Source organism: Bacillus sp. D7-8 (assembly GCF_052055895.1).
GTDB lineage: Bacteria > Bacillota > Bacilli > Bacillales > Bacillaceae > Bacillus > Bacillus velezensis.
The window spans coordinates 2,535,135-2,556,914 of sequence record NZ_CP179922.1 but is presented as its reverse complement, the minus strand read 5'-3'; the positions used below and the strand labels follow the sequence as shown (position 1 = coordinate 2,556,914).

Sequence of the window (21,780 nt, the reverse complement as noted above, 5' to 3'; positions counted from 1 at the left end):
GATAAAGGAGTGCAGAATGATTGAGCAATAAACAATCTCGTTTTGAAAACCGTGATAAGCGCAGAAAAGCAAATATGGTGCTTAACATTTTAATTGCTATCGTATCTATTCTTATTGTCGTCGTTGCCGTCAGCCTCTTCATCAACAGTCCGTCGAGCGACGTGAGCGAAAAAGCGGACACGAGCCAAAAGCAGGAAACACCTGCATCAGGCAAGACGAAGCAGACATCCGATGAAGACATAAAAGACAGCAAAAAAGATACGGCATCAGACGATGACAAAAAAGATAAACAGGATAAGGACACATCTGATTCATCTTCAGACTCTGACAGCAAAAAAGACGATGATTCATCGAAAAGTGATGACAGCAGCAAAAAAGACTCTGTTTCAAGCGATCCTTTTAAAGGCGCAAAAATAACAGAGGGCGGCTCATCAAGCGATGTCGAGAAAACAATTGTTAACCCAAAATGGAAAGCGGTCGGCACAAAGCAGACGGGAGAACATGCGGCGACGTATGACTCAAGCTCTGAAGACTGGTCCGAAATGCTTGACGCCATCTCTTACGCAACAGGCGTGTCAAAAGATCATATGACAGTGCTGTGGCTCGGAAACAATGGAAGCCCGCAAGATGCGAAGGGTAAAGTTTTAGACAAAACGAACGGCAAAAAGTATCAGGTCACCATCACTTGGAAAGACAAAAAAGGCTGGAAGCCGACAAAAGTAGAAACCTTAAAATAACCGCAAAAAAGCAGCTGATTATTCAGCTGCTTTTTTCTGTCATACGTCAGCTGAAAAATGCACCGACGCGCTGTAAAGGATTCTGCCGTCAACGGCCGTCACCTGATGGGATACGGAACGGACGCGAAGCATAATCGCCTGGTTGTTTTCAATCTGAACGTTTATTTTCTTTTCAAGCTCCTGCAAAGATGCCGCTTCGAAAAATTCTACTTTATCTTTGATTAAATCCAATTGAAAATTCATCAGTACAGATCCTCCTGATTTTTCTTCTGAGTCAATGAAAGTATAAGCCTTTCTGCCGTAATTGCGCAATAATCCCAAAGTATTTTAGTACCCTTCCATTCTTTTTTGTGATAGGATAGGAACTGTTCCACGATTAATCCATACTATACTCATAGGAATTATAAAATATGGAGAGTGAAAAATATGGGCCGTGAATTTATTCCTTTATTTGAAGATTGGGCAGCGACTTATGATGCCACAGTGCACGGGGCTGACAAACAATATGCCGCTGTTTTTAAAGGATATGACAACATTCTTGACAGCATTGTCGCACTTTCAGGTTCAAACGTTTTAGAGTTCGGACCGGGAACGGGGAATTTAACGGCGAAATTAGCCGCTGCGAACAAAAAGGTGTTTGGTGTAGAACCGTCTCCGTCAATGAGAAAACTGGCGGCTGACAAGCTTTCTGACAAAGCCGTGTTCAGTGACGGAGATTTTCTGGAGTTTCCCGCTCCGCCTTTTCAAATAGATACCATCGTCAGCTCGTACGCCTTTCATCATTTAACCGATGAAGAAAAGCGAACGGCTGTAAAGCAGTATGGCGCAATCCTTCAGAAGCATGATAAAATAGTGTTTGCCGATACAGTCTTTAAAGATCATGAAGCTTATGATGAAGCCATTAAAAAAGCAATCCGAAACGGCTATCATCAATTAGCGGACGATTTAAAGACGGAACATTATCCGACACTCGGGACAATGAAAAACATCTTTTCAGAAGAGGGATTTGCCGCGCGGTTTACGCAGCAAAATGACTTTGTCTGGATAATGGAGGCGATTAAACGGTAAATCGAAGGGATTGTGTATAAATGAAACTGGCAGTCATCGGAGCAATGGAAGAGGAAGTTACGATTTTAAGAAGCAAACTGAAAGACGCAAAACAAGAGATGATCGCTCACTGTGAGTTTACAACTGGCAGCTATGAAGGCGTCGAAGTCATCTTGCTGAAATCAGGTATCGGGAAAGTCAACGCGGCGATCAGCACGACGCTTCTGCTTGACCGTTTCAAACCTGATTATGTGATTAACACAGGCTCAGCGGGCGGTTTTCATCATACATTGAATGTAGGCGACGTCGTCATCTCAACAGATGTCCGCCATCATGACGTGGATGTGACGGCGTTTGACTATGAATACGGACAGGTGCCGGGTCTTCCGGCAGCATACAAAGCTGATGAAAAGCTGATCAGTATTACTGAGGAAGCGGTTTCTGAACTTAACGGCATTCAAGTCGCCAAAGGCACAATCGCAACGGGAGATTCTTTTATGAATGATCCGAAGCGGGTTGAAGACGTACGCGCCAAATTTGCGGATTTGTACGCGGTTGAAATGGAAGCTGCGGCTGTCGCACAGGTGTGCCACCAGTTCAAAACGCCTTTTGTTGTCATCAGAGCTTTATCTGATATTGCCGGAAAAGAATCTGACGTTTCATTTGATAAATTTTTAGAACAGGCTGCCGTTCATTCAACTGAGCTTGTCCTGAATGTCATCAAACGAATTCACTAAGCGGGGGATTCTCGTTCTCCTCCGCTTTTCCAGGAGGAGGACATATATTGAACGTGATAACAGATATTACAGAACTGATCGGAAATACACCGCTGCTCCGTCTCAAGCATTTTGATATACCGGAGGGAACAGCGGTTTATGCTAAGCTTGAGATGATGAATCCGGGCGGAAGCATTAAAGACAGGCTGGGCGGGATGCTCATTGAAGATGCGCTTCGCACGGGAAAGGTGAAACCGGGCGGCGTTATCATTGAGGCGACTGCCGGAAACACCGGGATCGGACTCGCTCTGTGCGCCAGAAAGCATCAGCTTCGCGCCGTTTTTTGCGTCCCGGAGCATTTCAGCAGAGAAAAGCAGCAAATTATGAAAGCTCTCGGAGCGGACATCGTGCATACGCCGAGAGAAGAAGGCATGCAGGGAGCCATCCGAAAAGCGCTTGAACTGGAGAGAGAGATTAATAATTCTTATGCCGTTCTGCAATTTAAAAACCGAGTAAATCCATTGACTTACTATAAAACGATCGGGCCCGAAATATGGAACGCGCTCGGCGGGGATATCCATGCTTTTGTCGCAGGGGCGGGTTCCGGCGGCACCTTTGCCGGTACGGCAGCTTATTTAAAGGAGAAAAATCCTGCCGTCAAAACGGTGATCGTTGAACCGGAAGGCTCGATCCTGAATGGAGGAGAGCCGCATGCCCATAAAACGGAAGGCATCGGCATGGAGTTTATCCCGGATTATATGGACGAGAACCATTTTGACGCCATTTACACGGTGGAAGACGATACGGCGTTTTCGCTTGTCAGAGAAGCGGCCGAGAAAGAAGGCCTCTTAATCGGAAGCTCTTCAGGGGCGGCTCTTTATGCAGCGCTTGAAGAAGCGAAAAAAGCGCCCGCCGGATCAAATATCGTCACTATTTTCCCTGACGGCAGCGATCGATATATAAGCAAAAACATTTTTCAAGGAGGTCAGTAAGATGAAGAAAAAAACGCTGATGGTGCACGGAGGAATTACGGGAGATGAAAAAACAGGAGCGGTTTCCGTACCGATTTATCAAGTAAGCACGTACCAACAGCCGAAAGCGGGCGAGCATACGGGTTATGAATATTCAAGAACGGCCAATCCGACGCGCACGGCGCTTGAAAGCTTAATTGCGGAGCTTGAAGGCGGCGCGGCGGGATATGCGTTCGGCTCAGGCATGGCTGCGATTACTGCCGTCATGATGCTGTTTGACAGCGGCGATCATGTTATTTTGACGGATGATGTATACGGCGGCACTTACCGGGTGATGACAGGCGTGCTGAACCGCTTCGGCATTGAAGCGGACTTTGTCGATACGAGCAGCAAAGAAAAAGTCCAAAAAGCCATTCGCCCGAATACGAAAGCCATTTATATCGAAACACCGACAAACCCGCTATTGAAAGTGACTGACCTCAAACTGATGTCTGACATCGCAAAAGAAGCGGGTGTATTGCTTATCGTCGATAATACGTTTTACACGCCGTATTTCCAACAGCCGCTGAGCTTCGGAGCGGACATCGTGCTTCACAGCGCGACAAAATATCTCGGCGGCCACAGTGATGTCGTCGGCGGCTTAGTCGTTACGGCTGATAAAGAACTGGGCGAAAAGCTTCATTATGTGCAAAACTCAACGGGCGGCGTTTTAGGACCGCAGGATTCATGGCTTTTGATGAGAGGCATTAAAACGCTGGGACTCAGAATGGATGCCATCAATTACAGCGCCGGAAAAATCGCCGGGCTGCTTGAAGCGCATGATGCCGTTCAGACGCTCTACTATCCCGGATCAGCGAAACACCCGGGCCATGAGCTGACAAAAGCGCAAAGCTCCGGTTTCGGCGGAATGATTTCCTTTGATGTCGGCAGCAGCGAACGCGTCGACGCGTTTTTAGAAAAATTGAACCTGTTTACGATCGCGGAAAGTTTAGGAGCGGTTGAAAGCTTAATCTCCGTGCCGTCCAGAATGACGCACGCATCGATCCCGCGCGACCGCCGGCTTGCGCTTGGCATTACCGACGGGCTCGTGCGGATCTCAGTCGGTATTGAGGATACTGAGGATTTAACGGCGGATGTGAAACAGGCGCTTGATTCACTTTTATAAAGAATGGATAGATTTACATTCTCTGTCGGCTGTCAGCTTGTATTATAATGTTGGTAGACTATAAAACTGGCAGGTGACCTTATATGGAGAAGAAAAGACTGAAATCATTAATAGAAGATTTTAAGCATTACGCATTTATTCTGCTTGCAGTCAGCACCTTCATTTATATCGGCGCGGTTCTTCCCGGACAAGGGCTGACCGCGGGCCAGAAAATGCTGATGTTTGTAACGGATTGTGTATTTTTAGCGGGCGCTTATTTCTGCGTTGACCGTTCACTTATTTATAAAAAGAGGCTGGAAGAGGCCGATGAATAAAAAAAAGCCATTGTCTTTTGACAATGGCTTTTTCGTTTCTTATTCAGACGGGGTTTCGCGTAATTCTTTTCCCATTCCTTTTAAAAACTGCAGCCCGAAGCCGAGCGCGCGGTTAATATCAGGATCACCGACGGCTTTCATCAGTTCAAACATACTGACTTTCCTGTCCTCTTTTAAAAATCTTTGCGCCTGATCCGTCCCGGCCATGGCGCTTTCTAAAAGTCTGCCCATAAATTCGGGATCAGCTTTTGACAGCGCGCCTCCCGCGGCCATCATCGTATTCAGGAGATTGGTGACAGGTTCCCGGGAAATCTGTCCGAGTGCGATTTTGGCAATCTCCTCTTTTGCCTGGAGCATATAGCCGGCGGCATCAAAAATGCCCAAGCCATTCAGCTCTGCCATGATGGACATCGTTTTCGCGACGGCTTCTTCATTTTCTGCGAGAAGCGTCTTCAGTTCTTCCAGTTTTTCAGCTTTTAGCTGTTCCTCTGTTTTCGTTTCTTTTTGAATTTCAGTAATTGGGCTTGCCATAATGTTTCCTCCTTTCCTTAATCAGTTAAGTGCACATAGCCCGGACGGTTCCATTTTCGCTGAGCTTCCACACCGTTTTGCGGATGACGTTTTTTGTTCCGCGGATTCGTTTTCGGAAGCGGCGGAGTATCACAGGAACCGAGCACTTCCATGCGGACTTTTGTCTGCTTATAGGCAGGTGTATGTGTCCGTGAATCATACGCAGGCCCGGTCAGGAAATTAATCGCAGAATCTTTATCTGTAGAGTTCATCGGCAGATAAAGCTCATTCGCGCGGACGCGGTCTGTCACAAGCGCGTTCAATTTAACCGCCCCAAAAGGAGAGACGAGCCGGATCATTGTCCCGTCGCAAATTCCGCGTTCAGCCGCGAGCTCCGGCGATACTTCAACAAATACATCCGGAACTTTAGACTGAATGCCTTTTGACTTGTTTGTCATGTTTCCTTCGTGGAAATGTTCAAGCATCCGTCCGTTGTTAATATGCAGGTCATATTCTTCAGGGAATACAGCAGGCTCCACCCAATCGCTCAGCGCAAAACGGGCTTTTTTGTCCGGGAAGTTAAAGCCGTCTTCATAAAGAAGCGGAGTGCTTTCTCCCGTAAAGCTTCCCCATAGGAAGCTGTTCCAGCCGCTAAGAACGTCGTAGCTTGCTTTTCCGAACAGCGGAGAAAGGCTCGCCATTTCTGAGAAAATGTCGCTAGGATGCGTGTAATTCCAATCAGCGCCTAAACGATTGGCGACTTCCTGAATAATCCACCAGTCGGGTTTTGCATCGCCGAGTGTCGGAAGCGCCTGATACAACCTTTGCACACGCCGCTCTGTGTTTGTAAATGTTCCGTCTTTTTCAAGAGATGGAACCGCAGGCAGGATGACATCCGCGTATTGCGCCGTTCTTGAAAGGAAAATATCCTGCACAACAAAGAAATCAAGGCTGGATAAAATGTCATGAACATGGTTGGCGTTTGAATCGACGAGCGCCATATCTTCACCGACGAGATACATGGCTTTCATGTTTCCTTCTTCAATCGCATGGAGCATTTCGATATTATCAAGACCCGGCTTGCCGTCAATTTCAACACCGTAAGCTTTTTCGAATTTAGCGCGTGCCGCATCATCGGTAATATGCTGATATCCCGGAAGCCAGCCTGGAAGAGTTCCCATATCGCAAGCGCCTTGAACGTTGTTATGTCCCCGCAGCGGATAGGCTCCGGCGCCCGGACGGCGGTAGTTTCCTGTGGCAAGCAGCAGGTTTGAAATCGCCGCTGATGTATCAGAGCCGCCTGTATTTTGAGTAACGCCCATGCCCCAAAGAACACAAGTGCCGTCTGCATCACGAATCATTTCGGCAATGCGGATGATTGTATCCTGAGAAAGTCCGGTGATGCGCTCCGCATAGTCCAATGTGTATTTTTCCAGCGTTTCTTTATAATCATCAAAGTAGTTGACATTTTCATCAATAAACGCTTGATCGTGCCAGCCTTGGTCAATCATATATTTCGTTACTGCCATGAGCCAGACCTGGTCAGTCCCTTGTTTCGGGCTGATAAAGAGGTCGGACCGTTCAGCCATTTCATTTCTGCGCAGATCGGCAACAATCAGTTTTTGGCCGTGCAGTTTATGGGCGCGTTTCACGCGTGTGGCCAGAACCGGATGTCCTTCCGCCGGATTGGCGCCGACGATGAGCACGAGGCCCGCTTTTGCGATATCTTTAATTGTGCCGGCGTCTCCGCCCATACCGACGGTGCGGAATAAGCCGTCCGTTGCCGGTGACTGGCAGTAGCGTGAGCAGTTATCCACGTTGTTGGTTTCAAATACTTGGCGTGCCAATTTTTGAATGACGTAGTTGTCTTCATTCGTAATTTTAGAAGAAGAAATAAAACCGACAGAACCATTTCCGTGTTCGGCCTTGATCGAACCGAGTCTTGAAGCGACAAGATCAAGAGCTTCTTCCCATGACGATTCAACAAATGCGCCGTTTTTCCGGATAAGCGGTTTTGTAATCCGTTCTTCCGAATTCACGAAGTCCCAGCCGAATTTCCCTTTCACACAAGTGGAAATCGCGTTAACCGGAGCATCGGAAACAGGCTGAATTTTAAGGATGTCACGTCCTTTTGTCCATACTTCAAAAGAGCATCCGACGCCGCAGAACGTGCAGACTGTTTTCGTTTTTTTCGTCCGTTTATCGCGCATAGCCGCTTCCACTTCAGACACGGCGAAGATGCTTGTATAGTCGGGTTCAACATTTTTCACTAAATCAATCATCGGTTCCATGACATCTTCTTTTATTCCTGTCATAAATCCGGCTTGGCCGAGCATTGATTTTTCCATCAGTGCGTTACAAGGACAGACAGTGACACACTGGCCGCAGCTGACGCAGGAAGATTCATTAATGGCGACGCCTTCATCCCAAATGACCCGCGGGCGGTCGCGCTCCCAATCAATCGAAAGGGTCTCATTCACCTGAAGGTTTTGACACACTTCCACACATTGGCCGCAGGCGATGCATTGGTTCGGATCATAGCGGTAAAACGGGTGAGACATATCAACCGCGCACTTTGAATCATCTTTCGGCGTATACGGATATTTCTGATGCTCAATTCCCATCATTTCCGCTGTATTATGCAGTGTGCAATTGCCGTTGTTGTTATCGCATACCGTACAGTAAAGCAGGTGATTCTCGAGCAGGCGGTCCATGGCCTCTGTCTGAGCCTCTTTTACCCTTCCCGACGTAAGCGAGATGGACATCCCGTTTTCTGCAGCCGTGGAACAAGAGCGCTGCAATTTCCCGTTTACTTCAACAATACAGGTGTCACATGTTTGAATCGGATCCACTTCCGGTACATGGCATATTTGCGGAATCTCAATTCCGTTTTGGTTTAAAATATCTAAAATCTTAGACCCCTCTGGTGCTTCATACTCCGTGCCGTCAATTTTGACACGGATAGACTGAACGTCTGTCACTTCCAATTCCCCTCCATCTTTTAAACTCGAAAAAAAGCCATGCACATAGATACCGGCCTCCTGTACGGAGAACGGTATAAATACGCATGGCGGAATAGTTCACTAGCAAGTCTTACTAACAGACCAATCCTATTTGTATAAAACGATAGACTCATAACACGTTTCCTATTACAAATCCATCTTCACTGCTTTTATTATAAGGTGATATTTATTATAATACAATACGAAAGGAAAACTTTAACCAGGTGAAATGTCACAAAGGGGAACCGGGAATGTCTTTCATAGGCTAAAATCGGAGGGGACAATATGTCTAAAAAAATTCATGAATTTAACGATATTATCCGGAAATTGCGCAAAGAATTATTTGGAAAGGGGCCTGAACGAATTCACACCGTTTTTGTGGATAACATGGCGGTATCTACGCTTTACGGCAATCTAAGCGCAAGTGAGCAGTTTATCGCACGCACGCCTGAAGGAAGAGAGATGGTTCATGCGGCGCGAACCAGCTTAATTCAGGAACTGTATTCAAAACAAACGCCTGACGGAATGGAAGAGCTCATCGGAGCAAAGCTTGTGCATCTGTTTTCAGATATTAAAATAGAGGAAAATATTGCCGTATCGGTGTTTGTCTTTGACCGCTCAATTGAAGAGCATAAAGAAGAAATCAAAAGCTGACAATATTCAATTGACACGAAATTGTCACATTTGATATGATATGAACTGCCAGCAGTGGCCTAAGGACGATTTTTTATGGAATGTGTGCATGATCTGTACATATTCTATACCGCATATTTTCATTCTGCTTGATATTGTTGTATGGGTATGCATACAAGTTAGGCAGCATTCAAACCCCGTTTTTTCAGACGGGTTAATTGAATGCTGCCTTTTTTGTTAGGCGTCTTTGGAAACTGCGGGCTGAAATGATAAATGGAGGGGTTATTATGGCTTTTCGTAAACCGGACGAAATAGCGGAGCTTGCGGTCGAATCAGGGGTAAAAAAGGTGCATTCACCGCTTTCAGCACTGATTGTATTAGGATTTTTGGGAGGAGCGTTTATCGCACTCGGTTATTTGCTTGATATCCGTGTCATCGGCGACCTTCCGAAAGAATGGGGAAGCCTGTCGAGTTTAATCGGGGCGTCCGTGTTTCCCATCGGATTGGTGCTCGTCGTTCTTGCCGGCGCGGAGCTGATTACGGGAAATATGATGTCGGTATCCATGGCGCTGTTTTCCAGAAGAATATCCGCCGGTGCATTAGTGAAAAATTGGGTGATCGTGACGTTGATGAATCTTGTCGGCGCACTGTTTGTCGCTTACTTTTTCGGACATGTTGTCGGATTAACCGAAACAGGACCTTACTTGGAAAAAACGATTGCGGTCGCACAAGGCAAATTGGATATGCCGTTTGGAAAAGTCATTGTTTCGGCGATCGGCTGTAACTGGCTTGTCTGTTTGGCCGTCTGGCTTTCTTTCGGCGCAGAAGACGGAGCCGGAAAAATCGCGGGTATATGGTTTCCGATTATGGCGTTTGTCGCAATTGGTTTTCAGCACGTTGTAGCCAATATGTTTATCATCCCGGCTGCGATATTTGCAGGCTCTTTTTCGTGGGGTGATCTGATTGGCAATCTCATTCCGGCCTTTATCGGGAATGTCATCGGCGGGGCAGTGTTTGTCGGTCTTATTTATTTTATTGCATATTCAAAAAAAGATCAGAAAAAGCAAGGGATGAAAAGAGTTTCCTGAGGTAAGAAAGATGCCGGAAAACACGGACAATTGAAGCGGAATGCCAGCACATTTTCCGTCCAAATCTTGAAAAAAATGTTTACAAAATGGAAGCCGATGGATATACTTACAAAGTAAGAAAAAAGCAAAGGGAGGTTGAATCACATGACGACGTTAAACGGCAATCAAAATCTACAATTGAACCGATTCAGCCTGTGGAAGAGTTCGTGTCCTTCCTTAACCTCTGCCCGTCAAGCACGTTAATTTCGGAGTATCAGGACATTCGCAGCTCCCCGCAGGGAAAGAAGCACCGTCTTCTTTTGTCTGCGGATTTAGTCTGCCCGCAGCGCATATGAACTTTGCTGCGGGTTATTTTCGCTTGTGCGGATATTGAAAGGGGGTGAGCGATAATGACCATTAATCTTTTCTTTTTAACACTGACCATTTCAAAGCGTTTTAAAAGTGCGGAAGAGTATGAACGAGAACAGCAGGTCGAAGAGTTTTATAATGAAGCGAAAGAACGCCAGCTGAAACACTTTTATATGAACTAACGGACACGAAGGGCCAAAACGGAGGAGAAGGAGGAGATTATCATGTTCAGAATTGAACTGCTGAATCATTACACAATGGAGAAGGACCAGGTTTAGCGAGGATGTTGCTGTCACGTCGCAGACGGCCTGCATACCATGGTAAAGAAAGAAAAATTGGTAAGCGGGTGATAGCATGCAAGGCGGTCAGAACAGAATTCCATCCATCGGGCACGGGTATGCGTCAATGCCCCATTCATTTAAGCACGGCTACGGCAACCCGTATCGCCGGCAGAGAATGGCGGCGCTTTCCCGGCAGACAAGATATATAGCACCGTATTATTGGTACTAGAGCAGGCGGAAAACCTACGTTTTCCGTCTTTTTTTTATGAAAACAAATATAAATTTCAAATAAATCGAAACGTTCATGAAGAGAAGTGCGTCTAGTTAGTACCTCATACTAATATGAGGTAATATTATTTCTGAATAATAAATCACAGGAATGGAAAAGCGGGTGTTATACAATGTTGCAACACACATCTTCAGCATTAAAACGAATGCGCGCGAAATACTTTGCTGCATCAGAACCGGCAGAGTCAGTCATTCAGCAAATCTTGATGGACATACAGGAATACGACCGCATTTTGGAAATCGGGACCGGAAACGGCTCAATGTTTAAACAAATCATCGGACAGCTTGAAAAGGGCAGTCTTAAAAGCATAGAAACATCGAAACGTAAAATACGGAAAACACAGCGCGCAAACCGTTCGGTTATAAAAGCCGGGCTCGGAAACATTCAGCAGGGGAGACCGGAAAGCATACCGTTCTGCGACCGCAGTTTTCATAAAGTCTTCTCGTTACATACTGCTGAAACAGTCAGCGATTACCGGACGGCATGTAAAGAAGTGTACCGCGTTCTTCAAATTGACGGGTGTTTCTATATGGTTTTGAAACCTTCGCGGATGAGTGAAAAGGATGTGATTGAGGTGCTCTATGATCAGCATTTCAGAGACATTTCAGTTGTCAGCAGAGATTCATTCCATTTTATTACTGCCATTAAATAGAATATTTCTTGGGAAATAAAAAGAGCTGCTTAAGTCACTGCAGCTCTTTTTGTGGAATTGGGCATATTTCCTTATTTTTGGTTATTTCACATATATTTTATATTAAAAAAAGTTTTTTTCTTATACAATGGTAATCAAATGACCGTACATTTTAAATATTTTGAACAAACGGAATGAATATTCATTCCGCGTTTAGAAAGGGGGATGAAATGACAGCTTCAAATAAGGTTGAACTCATTATGAAAGCGTCGCTTACTTTGTTTACAGATAGAGGATTTGACGCCACGACGATTCCGATGATTGCCGCTCAGGCCGATGTCGGAACCGGCACAATTTACCGTTACTTTGACAGTAAAGAGACACTTGTGAACGTACTGTATCAGGAAAGTGCGCAGCGTTTTATGAAAAAAGTCAAAACGGACTTTCAGGGGATATCTGTTAGAGAAGGGTTTCATCACCTGTTTTATTGTCTGATTGATTTTACGAAGGAAAGTGAGTATGCATTGTTTTTTCTTGAAACGAATAAGGACGCCTACTTTCTGAATGAAACGAGCCGTAAGCTTCTTGATGAAATAACACAGATGCTTGACGTCTTTTTTCAGCGCGGCAAGTCTGAAGGCGTGCTCCGCAATCTGCCGTCCAATGTGCTGATGGCGCTGCTGCTCGGGGCATATCTCAAACTCTATCAGCTTGTCCGGACGGGAAGCGTCGAAATAACAAAACCGTTTCTGAAAGAATTGGAACAATGTTCTTGGGATGCCATCAGAACTCATTAATTATTCGCCGAAGGAAGGAAGATCGATATGAAACAGCTAAGCGCTATACCACAGCCGAAAACATACGGGCCTCTGAAAAATCTCCCTCACTTGGAAAAAGAAAAACTGTCACAATCGCTTTGGAAAATTGCCGAAGAATACGGCCCGATCTTTCGTTTTGAATTTCCGAGCTCTGTCGGGGTCTTCGTCTCAGGCCGCGAGCTCGCGGCAGAAGTCTGTGATGAAAAGCGATTTGACAAAAATCTCAGCAAAGCCTTGCTGAAGGTCCGTGAGTTTGGCGGTGACGGACTATTTACGAGCTGGACTCACGAAAAGAATTGGCAGAAAGCGCATCGGATTTTATTGCCGAGCTTCAGCCAGAAGGCGATGAAAGGCTATCATTCAATGATGCTGGATATTGCCATGCAGCTCGTGCAGAAGTGGAGCAGATTAAATCCGAATGAAGAAATTGACGTTGCCGAAGATATGACGCGCCTGACGCTGGATACAATCGGCCTGTGCGGATTTCATTACCGCTTTAACAGCTTTTACCGCGACACACAGCATCCTTTTATCACAAGTATGCTTCGTGCGCTGCAGGAGGCAATGCGCCAATCACAAAGACACAGCCTGCAGGACAAGCTGATGATCAAAACGAGACATCAGTTCCAGCAGGATATTGAAGAGATGAATTCGCTTGTAGACCGGATCATCGCTGAGCGGAGGGAAAATCCGGATGAGAATCTGTCTGACCTTTTAGCATTGATGCTTGAAGCGAAAGACCCTGTAACAGGGGAAAGGCTGGATGATGAAAATATCCGTTATCAAATCATTACCTTTTTGATCGCTGGGCATGAAACCACAAGCGGGCTGCTTTCTTTTGCGATATACTGCCTGCTGAAAAATAAAGATAAATTGAAAAAAGCCGTTCAGGAAGCCGAGCGGGTGCTGACGGGAGAGACCCCTGAATATAAGCAGATTCAGCAGCTGACATATATCCGCATGGTGCTAAATGAGACTTTGCGGCTGTATCCGACTGCCCCGGCATTTTCTCTGTACGCGAAGGAAGATACGGTTCTCGGCGGGAAATATCCGATTGCGAAGGGACAGCCGGTGACGATTCTGACTCCTCAGCTGCACCGGGATAAAAGCGCGTGGGGAGAAGATGCCGAGTTATTCCGTCCGGAAAGGTTCAGCGATCCCGCGGCAATTCCGGCTGATGCGTATAAGCCGTTCGGAAACGGACAGCGCGCATGCATCGGGATGCAGTTTGCCCTGCAGGAAGCGACAATGGTGCTCGGCCTTGTCCTGAAACATTTTGAACTGATTGATCATACTGATTATGAGCTTACGATTAAAGAAGCTCTAACCATTAAGCCCGGTGATTTTAAAATCCGTGTGAAAAACAAGGACGTGTCCAATCATCAGCCCGTGCAAAACCATAAAGCTGAAGGAAGCGGTCACAAAGAAGAAACGAAAGAAATCCCGTCCCACGGAACGCCGCTTCTCATTCTTTACGGATCAAATTTAGGAACTGCGGAAGGAATCGCGGAAGAGCTGGCTGATATCGGAAGAAGCAAAGGATTTTCAACTGAAAGCGGCCCGCTCGATGATTATGCCGGGAAACTGCCTGTAAAAGGCGCAGTCGTTATTGTTACGGCTTCTTATAACGGGGCGCCTCCTGATAATGCGGCGGGTTTTGTGAAATGGATGGAAACCCTTGAAGATCAGGAATTAAAGGGTGTTTCTTACGCCGTCTTCGGCTGCGGAGACCGCAACTGGGCCGCCACTTACCAAAGGATCCCCCGCCTGATAGACAAAGTGCTTGAAGAAAAAGGGGCAAAACGGCTGACCTCTATCGGGGAGGGCGACAATGCCGATGATTTTGAGTACAGTCAGGAAGCCTGGGAAGACTCATTCTGGAAGGACATCATGAAGGCTTTTCATATAGAGGCCGCTCCAAAACAGACAAACAAATCACAGTTATCAATCGAATACGTAAGTGAAGCAGCCGAGACGCCGATTGCCAAAACGTACAAAGCATTTGAGGCGGAGGTCATCACGAACAAAGAGCTTCATACCGAAAGCAGCAAGCGCTCAGTCCGGCATATTGAGCTGCGTCTCCCCGAAACAGAAACGTATCAGGAAGGAGATCATCTCGGGGTGCTTCCGCAAAACAGCGGGGAACTGATCAGCCGTGTCATTCGCCGATTCGGTCTTGATCCGAACCAGCACTTTAAGATCAAGGGCCGGCAGCTGCCTCATCTGCCGATGGACCGGCCGGTTAATGCGCCGGAGCTTTTGGCGTCCTATGTAGAGCTGCAGGAGCCGGCAACGAGAGCCCAGCTTCGCGAACTTGCCGCACATACCGTGTGCCCGCCGCACCAAAAAGAATTGGAGCATCTTTATTCTGATGATGCGGCATATAAAGAAAACGTGCTGAAAAACCGAATGACCATGCTGGACCTGCTGGAAGATTATCCTGCATGTGAACTGCCGTTTGAGCGCTTTTTAGAACTTCTGCCGTCCTTAAAGGCGCGCTATTATTCAATCTCAAGCTCACCGAAGGCAACCAGCGGGGAGCTCAGTATCACGGTCGGCGTTGTGACGGCTCCGGCATGGAGCGGCCGTGGGGAATACCGGGGCGTGGCTTCGAACTATTTAGCCGGATTACAAAAAGGCGATTCTGCCGTCTGTTTCATCCGCTCGCCGCAGTCGGGTTTCGCATTGCCTGAAAATCCGAAAACGCCTCTCATTATGGTCGGAGCAGGCACAGGAATTGCGCCGTTCAGGGGATTTATCCAGGCGCGGGCTGCCGAAAAAATGTCTGGTAACAGCCTGGGCGAAGCTCATTTATACTTCGGCTGCCGGCATCCTGAACAAGACGATCTGTACAAAGATGAATTCGACCATGCGGAGAAAAACGGCCTTGTCACCGTGCATCGGGCGTATTCCAGGTTAGATCAGGACTGTAAAGTATATGTACAGGATGTTCTGCTTCGCGAGGCTGCACAAATTATTGCCCTTCTTGACCAAGGCGGCCATCTCTATATATGCGGTGACGGAAGCAAAATGGCTCCGGCTGTCGAAAATGTACTGCTTCAGGCGTATGAAAAGGTGCATAACACTGATTCAAAAGTTTCCTTGAATTGGCTTGAACAGCTGCAGGCGGAAGGAAGATATGCGAAAGATGTTTGGGCAGGTATGTAACAGAAGAGTGAGACAACTGAAGAATGTTTTTTAATTGAAGAAAGCCGGCACGATATTTGAAATCTACTGAATCAAAAGGAATAGTTATAGGGAGTATCGTGCCGGCCTTATCTTTAGTATCGGACAAAAGGCACAAATCTTTAATGTTTTTATTGATTCACATGCAGGCGGCTATGTCCCTTTTTTCTGAATTCCGCCAGAAATAAAATCGGATAAGACAGCAATAGCAAAACCGAAATAAATGAAATGATACCGATCCAATGAAAATGCGTCCAAAAGAAACCGCCGCAAGACCCTGCCACGCTTGAACCGATATAGTATGCAAGCAGATATAATGAAGAGGCTTGCGCGCGATGATCACCGGCTGCGCGGCCGACCCAGGCGCTTGCGATCGAATGCGCGCCGAAAAAGCCGAAGGTAAAGACGGCAATCCCCGCGATTTTAAGCGCAAGCTGGGGCAAAAGTGTCACCGCTGCGCCGGCAAGCATAACAAAAATCGCAATCTTAATCATTTTCGCGCTTCCGAAAAGATCTGCTTTTTTCCCCATATAGACAGAGCTGAACGTTCCCGCGAGATAGACAATAAAAATAAAACCGATCACAGTCTGCGACAAATGATAAGGAGCCGCCATTAAATGAAAGCCGATATAATTATATAATGTCACAAAACTCCCCATTAATATAAATCCCAGAGGTATTAACAAAAGCAGCCGTTTGCGGTGCAGGACCGCTCCGTATTCCTTACATGCCGCTTTTACGCCCGCATGCCGCTCAGATGAATGGCGCGGAGCCGGAAGAAAACGCCAAAACAAATAGCTTAATACAATAGAAAGAATGCCGATGATGGCAAGCGCCGGCCGCCAGCCGAATACATCGGTCAGAAGCCCCGTTAACAGCCTGCCGCTCATTCCCCCGATGCTTGTGCCGCTGATATACAAGCCCATCATTTTCCCGAGGCCCTGCGGATCAAACTCCTCGCCTACATATGTCATAGCGACAGCCGGAACGCCTGCCAGGAAAATACCGAGCAGCCCCCTCATCGCCAAAAGCGCCGGAAAAGCCGGACTGAACGCTGTTAATAGACCTAAAACAGAAGTGGCTGTTAACGACAGCACCATTAATTTTTTTCTGCCGAATCCGTCAGACAACGAAGCGGCGGCCAATAATGAAAATGCCAAAACGGCTGTTGAGATGGATAAAGTTAAGCTGGCAGCCGCAGCGGAAATATGAAACTCTTCCGAAAACAAAGGCATAAGCGGTTGTGTCGTGTAAAGCGTGGCGAAGGTCACAAAGCCGCTGATAAACAGAGCCAAGCTGGCCTTTCTGTAAGCCTTTGTATGAGGCTGAATAAACGTCATGAATGTCCCTCTTTTCTCACTGTTGGTTATATATGTATCGTACGCTTTTCATTTCAATGTGTCTAATTTATAATAACTATAGAATTAATGCGTGTAGGTTATGAAGAAAGGGGAGAAGGAGAAAATGGAGCTTCATCAAATTGACAACTTCATTGCGGCGGCAGCTCATCAGCATTTCACAAATGCGGCAAAAGAAAGAATGATTTCTCAGCCGGCATTAAGCCGATCGATTATCAGGCTCGAAGAAGAATTAGGCGCGCCGTTATTTTTCAGAGATACAAAAGCCGTCCGGCTGACAAGGCACGGAGAGCAGTTCTTAATAAAAGCAAAACAAGCGAGACGAGCTTTAAATGAAGGCGTTGAACAAGTGAAAAAGAATATGAGCCTGGAGCACGGCGAAATATCTGTATCTTTCCTTCATACGCTCGGGCTGCGCTTAATGCCTCAGCTGATTGCCGAATTTAAAAAGCTATACCCAAACGTGACCTTCCGGCTTTATCAAGGCGCAAATGAAACGCTTCGCAAAATGGTGGAAACGGGAGATGCGGATATCTGTCTCAGCTCCCCGCCGCTTCCCAGCGAGCTTTTACAATGGACAGTGCTGGAGAAAGAGCCTCTTTATGCGGTGCTACCTGAGAACCACCCGCTTGCAGGAAATAAAAGCATTCAAATGAAAGAGATGCAGGACGAGGATTTTGTGGGTTTTAAACCGGGATACGGGCTGAGGTATATGTTTGATCTGATGTGCCGGGATTTGAATATACACCCGCATCTCGCATTTGAAGGAGAGGAAGTGTCAACCATATTAGGGCTGACCGCCGCGGGTCTGGGGGCTGCAGTGCTGCCGAAAACCGCGGAGCATTCATACTTTCCGGTCGTTTTTCTTCCGGTTGCAGATTACCAATGCGAACGCACCATAGCGTTAGCCCAGCTGAAAAACCATGCTCTCTCTCCCGCTGCTGAGCGTTTTAAACAGTTTGCACTTGAGTATTACAAAGCACGCAACTGAGCGGTCATTTTATTAAAATCGAAGTTGAAAATAAAGCAGAAAGAAATACAGAAAACGGAGGAAAAGCATGGCGAAAAAAACAGTGAAAACAAATGCTGTCCGTATCATTGAGCAGCAAAACATTCCCTATGAGCTATTAGGTTACAAAACAGAAGGGGGACAGCCCGCAGACGGTCTTTCCGTTTCACAAAAAATCGGATACGCTGCCGAATATGTTTATAAAACCTTAGTGGCATCTGCAGGAACTGATCGTTATTACGTCTTTGTCGTTCCCGTTGCAAAAGAACTGAATCTGAAAAAAGCTGCGAAGGCGGCAGGTGAGAAGAAAATAGAAATGATTGCCATGAAGGACCTTTTGGGAGTAACCGGCTATATGCGCGGCGGCTGCTCTCCGATCGGCATGAAAAAAAGGTTTCCGACTTTTATTGATAGATCCGCTGAAACACTGGAGTTTATGATTGTCAGTGCGGGGAAAATCGGAATGCAGCTGAAAGCAGCGCCTCAAGATTTAGCCGAAGCAAGCGGGGCGGTATTTACAGACATTGTATAAATGTCCGATGAATCTAATAGAACACGTTTCAAGGGAGAATGATAATGAAAAAAAGATATGAAAACTTGAATGGCGTGAAGAATGAACATGGATTCAGGGACATGTGGAAATGGATGAAAGAACGAAGAGAAAAAAGTAAAGACTTAAGCGAGAACATTCCGAAAGCGGTCACAAGGGATGTCCGTGATGTTGCCGTCAATCGGACGGAAACCGCCATAACATGGATCGGCCATTCTTCATTTCTGATCCAAATACAGGGGCTTAACATAATGACCGACCCTGTATGGGCGCGGAGGATGGGTTTTCAAAAACGGCTGACAGAGCCGGGATATGAATTGAGCGAACTGCCCGACATTGATGCCGTGCTCATCTCACACGGGCATTATGACCATCTTGATTTTCCGAGTATAAAAAAACTGAGAGGAAACCCGGATTTTTACGTGCCTGCGGGATTGAAAAAGCTGTTCAACAAAAAAGGCCGCAAAAAGGTTCATGAAATGAATTGGTGGGATCGTTTTGAGATGCGGGGGGTGAACATATCATTTGTTCCGGCCCAGCACTGGACACGGAGAACGCTTTGGGATACCGATACCTCTCATTGGGGAGGCTGGGTCATAGAAAGCAAAAACGGCGAGTCCATCTATTTTGCAGGAGATACAGGCTATTTTGAAGGCTTTAAAGAAATCGGAGAGAGGTTTCGTATTAAGGCGGCTCTGATGCCGATCGGAGCATACGAACCGGAATGGTTTATGCAAGTGTCACATATCAATCCGGAAGACGCCGTGAAAGCGTTTTTGGAGCTGAAGGCTGACAGCTTCATTCCCATGCATTACGGGGCATTCCGGCTTGCTGATGATACAGGCCCGGAAGCATTAAGCAGACTGCACGGCGAGTGGGATCGGCTTGCATTACCTCCTGAAAACCTGAAAGCATTAGCGCTTGGCGAAACATTTTGGCTGTAACAGCAGGTTTTCGCTGCCGACACCAATCGTTTAAAAACGGTTGGTGTTTTGACGTCAATCAAAGGTGAATTGTCTCTGTATAAAACATGATTTTTCCGGAACCTGCGGTAAAAAACAAAACTTTTTACTCTTTTGTTTCACTATAAAATGAAAACGGTTTCGTATGCGCAGTATATTTAACCTATCACAATTGCTCCAGCAGAAACGGATAGGAAGGATAGAAAAACAGATGAAATACATGAATTCAAGGCAGAAAAAGATTTTGTATCTGTTGTTATCTGAACCTGATGACTACTTAGTTGTGCAAGATTTCGCAGACAGGGTCCGCTGTTCTGAAAAAACGATCAGGAATGATTTGAAAACGATTGAAGATTTCCTGAATGAACATGCTCAAGCTCAGCTGATCCGCAAACCGGGATTAGGCGTCTATTTACATATATCTGAACAGGAAAGGTCACGGTTAAGCCGGCAAATTTATAATGAGCACTTTACGTGCAGGCACAAGACCGATGAAGAAAGAATACTTCACATCGCTTATGATTTATTAATGAATTCAAAGCCCGTTTCCGCAAAAGAAATTGCTGCACAGCATTTTGTAAACAGAGCTTCCATTAAAAAGGATGTAAGTGCGGTTGAAGAGTGGCTGAAGCGATTTGATCTCATACTGGTTTCTAAACAGCGGCTCGGCTTAAAGATTGAAGGGGACGAAAAAAACAAAAGAAAAGCATTGGCGCGAATTTCAGATTTGATTGATAATGCGGAATTTACAAGCCAATTTATAAAAAGTAAGTTTTTAAGTTATGAAGCGGACTTTGTGAGAAAAGAAATCAAGTTATTACAAAAAAACCATTCTATCTATTTTACGGATGAAACATTTGAAAGTTTGCTGCTGCATACATTGCTGACTATCCGCCGTATCAAAATGAAACAGCCGGTCGCCATTTCTGCAAGACAGCTGGACGCGGTAAAAAAGAAGAAAGAATATGAATGGACACTGGCTTGTTTAAAACGGCTTGAGCCGGTATTTGCCATCCGGTTTCCTGAGGAAGAAGCCGTCTATTTAACTTTACATATAATAGGCGGGAAAGTCCGCTATCCATCGCAGCTAGAAAAGAAGCTTGATCTTGAAGATTCTGAGCTTTCCAAAGTCGTCAGGCATTTGATCAATCGTGTTTCAGAACTGCAAATGCTGGATTTTTATAAAGACCAGGAACTGATCAACGGATTGAACATTCATCTCGATCCGGTGTTGAAGCGGCTGAGCTATGATCTCTCTGTTTCAAATCCCATGCTTCACGACATCAAAAAAATGTACCCTTATTTGTTTCATCTTATCATTGACGTTTTAGAAGACATCAATCAAACATTTGATCTTTATATTCCTGAAGAAGAGGCGGCCTATTTGACGCTGCATTTTCAGGCAGCGATCGAACGGCTGCGCCGAAACAGTCATAACCCTAAAAGGACGATCATCGTCTGCCATATGGGCATTGGCATGTCACAATTGCTGCGGACTAAAATTGAACGCAAATTTCATTACATTACGGTAAAAGACTGTATCGCAAAAGCGGAGCTGACAGAGTATATCAAAAAGCATAAAGATATAGATTTCGTCATTTCTACGATAGGGCTTGGAAATGTAACGATCCCTCATATTGTCGTATCACCGCTTTTGGAGTCTGCTGATGAAAAGAAGCTCAGCGCATTTCTGCAACAGCTTGATATATCACATCGCCGGGAGCAAAAAACGTTTAAAATGCTGAACGATACGACTCCGTTTCTCGTTTTTTTACAGCAAGAGACAGAGCACCGTTATCAGGTCATTGAAAAGCTGGCGCAGGCTTTGTATGAAAAAGGCTATGTAGAAAAAGAGTATGGCATTCATGCAGTAATGAGAGAAAAAATGTCGGCGACAAATATCGGGGCGGGTATTGCCATCCCTCACGCGAACTCTAAATATATCAAACAATCAGCCATTGCAATCGCCACCTTAAAAGAGCCGATTGAATGGGGGACAGAAAAGGTGTCGGTCGTTTTTATGCTTGCTGTCAAACACGAAGATCAAAACAAGGTAAAGCAATTATTCAGTGAGCTTTCCTATCTTAGCGAGCAGCCGGCATTTATTCAAAAACTGACGGAAGAAAAAAATGTGATGATGTTTTTATCGTATTTAAACTATTAAA

At 45.9% G+C, this 21,780-nt stretch carries 21 protein-coding genes; 17 read left to right on the top strand and 4 right to left on the bottom strand.

Annotated features, from left to right (window positions below):
• Positions 1-20 precede the first annotated feature (20 nt).
• The gene (locus ACKTRM_RS12450) at positions 21-737 is read left to right on the top strand and encodes a YrrS family protein (RefSeq protein WP_012118065.1); all 717 of its coding nucleotides are present in this window, start codon (positions 21-23) and stop codon (positions 735-737) included.
• A gap of 39 nt (positions 738-776) precedes the next feature.
• Here the strand turns inward: ACKTRM_RS12450 and ACKTRM_RS12445 are convergent, their stop codons facing one another.
• Complete coding sequence (locus tag ACKTRM_RS12445) at positions 777-980, bottom strand: YrzA family protein (protein WP_003152771.1); 204 nt, start codon at positions 978-980, stop codon at positions 777-779.
• Positions 981-1,163: 183 nt separating this feature from the next.
• Between ACKTRM_RS12445 and ACKTRM_RS12440 the strand changes: the two genes are divergently transcribed.
• From ACKTRM_RS12440 to ACKTRM_RS12420, 5 genes are all read left to right on the top strand, one after another.
• Complete coding sequence (locus tag ACKTRM_RS12440; RefSeq protein ID WP_012118064.1) at positions 1,164-1,805, top strand: class I SAM-dependent methyltransferase; 642 nt, start codon at positions 1,164-1,166, stop codon at positions 1,803-1,805.
• A 20-nt stretch (positions 1,806-1,825) separates the two neighbouring features.
• Positions 1,826-2,521 (top strand): 5'-methylthioadenosine/S-adenosylhomocysteine nucleosidase, encoded by a 696-nt coding sequence (gene mtnN / locus ACKTRM_RS12435; protein ID WP_003152774.1) that lies wholly within the window; start codon positions 1,826-1,828, stop codon positions 2,519-2,521.
• Positions 2,522-2,568: 47 nt separating this feature from the next.
• The gene (locus ACKTRM_RS12430; protein WP_015387961.1) at positions 2,569-3,492 is read left to right on the top strand and encodes an O-acetylserine dependent cystathionine beta-synthase; all 924 of its coding nucleotides are present in this window, start codon (positions 2,569-2,571) and stop codon (positions 3,490-3,492) included.
• A 1-nt stretch (position 3,493) separates the two neighbouring features.
• Entirely contained in the window at positions 3,494-4,636 is a 1,143-nt protein-coding gene (locus ACKTRM_RS12425) for a bifunctional cystathionine gamma-lyase/homocysteine desulfhydrase (RefSeq protein ID WP_012118062.1), read from the top strand.
• Between the two features lie 83 nt (positions 4,637-4,719).
• Positions 4,720-4,950, top strand: a complete 231-nt coding sequence (locus ACKTRM_RS12420; protein WP_012118061.1) for a YrhC family protein — start codon at positions 4,720-4,722, stop codon at positions 4,948-4,950.
• 39 nt (positions 4,951-4,989) lie between these two features.
• Here ACKTRM_RS12420 and ACKTRM_RS12415 read toward each other — a convergent pair whose 3' ends face one another.
• Both ACKTRM_RS12415 and fdhF read right to left on the bottom strand, forming a co-directional pair.
• Positions 4,990-5,481 (bottom strand): DUF1641 domain-containing protein, encoded by a 492-nt coding sequence (locus ACKTRM_RS12415; protein ID WP_003152780.1) that lies wholly within the window; start codon positions 5,479-5,481, stop codon positions 4,990-4,992.
• Positions 5,482-5,498: 17 nt separating this feature from the next.
• Complete coding sequence (fdhF, locus tag ACKTRM_RS12410) at positions 5,499-8,441, bottom strand: formate dehydrogenase subunit alpha (RefSeq protein ID WP_123912814.1); 2,943 nt, start codon at positions 8,439-8,441, stop codon at positions 5,499-5,501.
• 306 nt (positions 8,442-8,747) lie between these two features.
• On the opposite strand from fdhF, the gene ACKTRM_RS12405 reads away from it, so the two are divergent.
• The 7 genes from ACKTRM_RS12405 (at position 8,748) to ACKTRM_RS12375 (ending at position 15,718) form a co-directional block, all read left to right on the top strand.
• A complete protein-coding gene (locus ACKTRM_RS12405) occupies positions 8,748-9,116 on the top strand; it encodes a DUF2294 domain-containing protein (RefSeq protein WP_007408224.1) in 369 nt (122 codons plus the stop codon).
• 266 nt (positions 9,117-9,382) lie between these two features.
• Positions 9,383-10,183: a formate/nitrite transporter family protein gene (locus tag ACKTRM_RS12400; RefSeq protein WP_007408225.1), complete on the top strand. Its 801-nt coding sequence runs from the start codon at positions 9,383-9,385 to the stop codon at positions 10,181-10,183.
• Positions 10,184-10,572: 389 nt separating this feature from the next.
• Entirely contained in the window at positions 10,573-10,713 is a 141-nt protein-coding gene (locus tag ACKTRM_RS12395) for a YrzI family small protein (RefSeq protein WP_003152787.1), read from the top strand.
• 172 nt (positions 10,714-10,885) lie between these two features.
• Positions 10,886-11,041: a hypothetical protein gene (locus ACKTRM_RS12390; protein ID WP_007408227.1), complete on the top strand. Its 156-nt coding sequence runs from the start codon at positions 10,886-10,888 to the stop codon at positions 11,039-11,041.
• Positions 11,042-11,213: 172 nt separating this feature from the next.
• Positions 11,214-11,753, top strand: a complete 540-nt coding sequence (locus tag ACKTRM_RS12385) for a class I SAM-dependent methyltransferase (protein WP_012118059.1) — start codon at positions 11,214-11,216, stop codon at positions 11,751-11,753.
• 209 nt (positions 11,754-11,962) lie between these two features.
• Positions 11,963-12,529 carry a TetR/AcrR family transcriptional regulator gene (locus tag ACKTRM_RS12380; protein ID WP_014418456.1) on the top strand — a complete coding sequence of 189 codons (567 nt, stop codon included), beginning with the start codon at positions 11,963-11,965 and terminating at the stop codon, positions 12,527-12,529.
• A 27-nt stretch (positions 12,530-12,556) separates the two neighbouring features.
• Positions 12,557-15,718, top strand: coding sequence for a bifunctional cytochrome P450/NADPH--P450 reductase (locus ACKTRM_RS12375; RefSeq protein WP_012118057.1), 3,162 nt, complete (start codon positions 12,557-12,559; stop codon positions 15,716-15,718).
• Positions 15,719-15,867: 149 nt separating this feature from the next.
• Here ACKTRM_RS12375 and ACKTRM_RS12370 read toward each other — a convergent pair whose 3' ends face one another.
• Complete coding sequence (locus ACKTRM_RS12370; RefSeq protein WP_012118056.1) at positions 15,868-17,076, bottom strand: MFS transporter; 1,209 nt, start codon at positions 17,074-17,076, stop codon at positions 15,868-15,870.
• 124 nt (positions 17,077-17,200) lie between these two features.
• On the opposite strand from ACKTRM_RS12370, the gene ACKTRM_RS12365 reads away from it, so the two are divergent.
• From ACKTRM_RS12365 to ACKTRM_RS12350, 4 genes are all read left to right on the top strand, one after another.
• Positions 17,201-18,085, top strand: a complete 885-nt coding sequence (locus ACKTRM_RS12365) for a LysR family transcriptional regulator (RefSeq protein WP_012118055.1) — start codon at positions 17,201-17,203, stop codon at positions 18,083-18,085.
• Between the two features lie 67 nt (positions 18,086-18,152).
• Positions 18,153-18,635 (top strand): Cys-tRNA(Pro) deacylase, encoded by a 483-nt coding sequence (ybaK, locus tag ACKTRM_RS12360; protein WP_012118054.1) that lies wholly within the window; start codon positions 18,153-18,155, stop codon positions 18,633-18,635.
• Positions 18,636-18,679: 44 nt separating this feature from the next.
• On the top strand, positions 18,680-19,597 hold the full coding sequence (locus tag ACKTRM_RS12355; protein WP_007408233.1) for an MBL fold metallo-hydrolase: 918 nt from the start codon (positions 18,680-18,682) through the stop codon (positions 19,595-19,597).
• 229 nt (positions 19,598-19,826) lie between these two features.
• Positions 19,827-21,779, top strand: coding sequence for a BglG family transcription antiterminator (locus ACKTRM_RS12350; RefSeq protein ID WP_012118053.1), 1,953 nt, complete (start codon positions 19,827-19,829; stop codon positions 21,777-21,779).
• Position 21,780 lies beyond the last annotated feature (1 nt).